The organism is Methanobrevibacter sp., assembly GCF_045120835.1.
Classification (GTDB): Archaea; Methanobacteriota; Methanobacteria; order Methanobacteriales; family Methanobacteriaceae; genus Methanocatella.
In genome coordinates this window covers 1-2,365 of the sequence record NZ_JBGVFE010000086.1, presented here as the reverse complement: position 1 = coordinate 2,365, position 2,365 = coordinate 1, and the positions used below count along the sequence as shown (strand labels likewise).

At 36.9% G+C, this 2,365-nt stretch carries 3 protein-coding genes and 1 pseudogene; 2 read left to right on the top strand and 2 right to left on the bottom strand.

Annotated features, from left to right (window positions below):
• Together ACJMLO_RS07600 and ACJMLO_RS07595 are read left to right on the top strand one after the other, a co-directional pair.
• Window positions 1–488, top strand: a 488-nt coding sequence (locus tag ACJMLO_RS07600; protein WP_405295483.1) for a DUF1611 domain-containing protein, incomplete at its 5' end; no start/stop codon positions are given.
• Window positions 489–493: 5 nt separating this feature from the next.
• On the top strand, window positions 494–1,039 hold the full coding sequence (locus ACJMLO_RS07595) for a cell division protein SepF (protein WP_405295481.1): 546 nt from the start codon (window positions 494–496) through the stop codon (window positions 1,037–1,039).
• A 20-nt stretch (window positions 1,040–1,059) separates the two neighbouring features.
• Here the strand turns inward: ACJMLO_RS07595 and ACJMLO_RS07590 are convergent, their stop codons facing one another.
• Window positions 1,060–1,962, bottom strand: a complete 903-nt coding sequence (locus tag ACJMLO_RS07590) for a TDT family transporter (protein ID WP_405295479.1) — start codon at window positions 1,960–1,962, stop codon at window positions 1,060–1,062.
• A gap of 5 nt (window positions 1,963–1,967) precedes the next feature.
• Window positions 1,968–2,365: pseudogene (locus ACJMLO_RS07585) on the bottom strand (hypothetical protein); the annotation flags it as partial.

The following is a 2,365-nucleotide window of genomic DNA, read 5'->3' as shown; positions in this document are numbered from 1 at the left end:
TGAATCCGGCAATTATTTCCACTGATGAAATGGGTTTGGAAGAACCGACTGATTTTAACTTTAGAGCAGGGAGTTTATCTGCGATGGATGTCCCATCCGCTGTGTTGTCTGCAATCAAATATGTGGAAGAAACCAAAAAACCGGACATTATATTTATTGAAGGACAGTCCAGTCTCACTGAAAATGGAAATCCTCATCCAAGAGGTCTGTCTGCAGCCATTTTGATAGGTGCTTCTCCGGATGCGGTCATTGTGGGACACAGGCCTAATCACCCATACAGGGAACCAAGAGGCATTGAAGAGGAGATTAGAGCTATTGAAGCGGTTGAACCAACAAAAGTTGTTGGATTGTCAGTTAATCTTAAGAATGCCAGTTTGGATGTTTGTCCGGAATACTTTGAATCAAAATATAACTTGCCTGCAGAGGATGTTTATAATAATGGAGCTTCAAAATTATTAGATGTCATATTAGAATATTTAGAGGAGTAATTCAAATGAGTTTCACAGATGATTTAAAAAGAAGTTTAGGATTCGAGGAAACAGAATCAGGCAGCAAACAAAATAACAGTCTTGGGATTATGGACGGTATTCGCGAAATTTTAAAACCTAAGGAAAATCCCAATAGGCCTCAACAAAATAACCAGCATCAATATCAACCAAATTCTCAACAGCCATATGGACAACCTAGACATACACAAAGTCCAAATCCTCGCCCTCAACCAAAACCTCCAGTTGCGGATGATTTTGATGATTTTGTGATTGTTCCTGAACAGTCATTTTATGAGATTGTTTTAATAAGGCCGAAGACACTTGATGACATTAATTATGTCGTTGACCAGGTGCTTGAAGAAAAAAATCCGGTTATTCTGGATTTATCATTTTTAGAAAAGGAAAGCGCTCCGAACTTTAAGTTGGCAGGAGAAAAGATCAAGCAGATGAGAGCCAAATATGGTGCTCAGGCTTTATTGCTTTCACGTACTGAAGACAAGAATTTAATCATTGTCTCACCTAAGAAGGTAAAAGTAATCAATAAAGGGTAAGTAGATTAATTTCTACTTTTTTAACTATTTTTTAAGAATATTGCATATCTCACCAGCACATACACTACGAAAATCACTGCTATAATCGTTTCCATCATCAATATTGCATTTAATGCCATATTCGGTCCAACTGTCGAAATAAATCCTTTTGTAGCAAGTGCACTTATTACGAATGGAAATGTAAATGCTGCAAAGCTCGGATAAAAATCAAGGTTTCTGAAGGTTATGAATTTATAAAATGCAAATACATAGAAAACGCATGCAATTATATATAATCCAATTAAAAACTCATTTGAGATGTTTTGTGCCGAATTAACATATCCTACAATCAATATGCTGAACAACGCAGTAAAGATACATGTCAAAGGTTTGTTCATGTCTGGAATTCTTTTATAGATAAATTCACGGTATAATACAAGGGGTGTGGTAACCAGCATTCCAAAAAATCCAATCATGAAGAATATGAAGTCTATTTCATGTATTCCATGGAAATGTGCAGTTATCGCAGCCATCGTTATTCCAACATAGACTATCCAGTAGCTCGGATAGACTGTCGAAATATCAAATCTACGTATGATGAAATGATAGGTGAAGTATATTACTAGCAAAATATGAAGGACAATTCCAATAATCCATATGCCTAATGCAAAACTTGGCATAAATTGTATGAGATAGGTAGATAAAATCATCAAACTCATGGAAAAAGTACCGGAACTGCTTGCTATCACAGGATTCTTAAAGTCCTCTCTAATACTTTTCGGATACAGTGCAAGTTTCACAAGCATTAAGATTAATATCACTGTACCTATCGCCGCAAATGCATATCTCAAAAAAGGATGAACATCCTGGAGCAAATTGCCCAGAGATAACGTTGCAAGCATTATTCCACTTGCGGGAATCGGCAATTTTTCGATGATATTCATGTTATCTAAATTTTGAAGAATTCTTGAGCATTTGTGTGTGATACTTTTTCAATTTCGCTTTGGTTGTATCCCTGGCGGACAAGTTCACGAAGGGTTTTTGGAACTGAAAGGGGATCTGACGGTTTGTTGCTTATGTCGCTGTTCAGGAGGAACTTGTCAAAGCCATATTCATCCAAAATTGATATCGCTTCAAATTTGTCCATCTTCTGGGGCTGAACAGTCAGACCCAACATGCAATCGGTATTTATTGCATCGCCGACTGTCTGTGGATTGATGTGGTCTATTACGGCCTGATTTTCATCAAGATGTTGAGGCAGAATATCCAATATCTCTTTTAGAACTTCCTTTTTATTTTTCCGTGGTGTGTGAATGATCACTTTTGAGTTTAGTTCATCTGCAATGT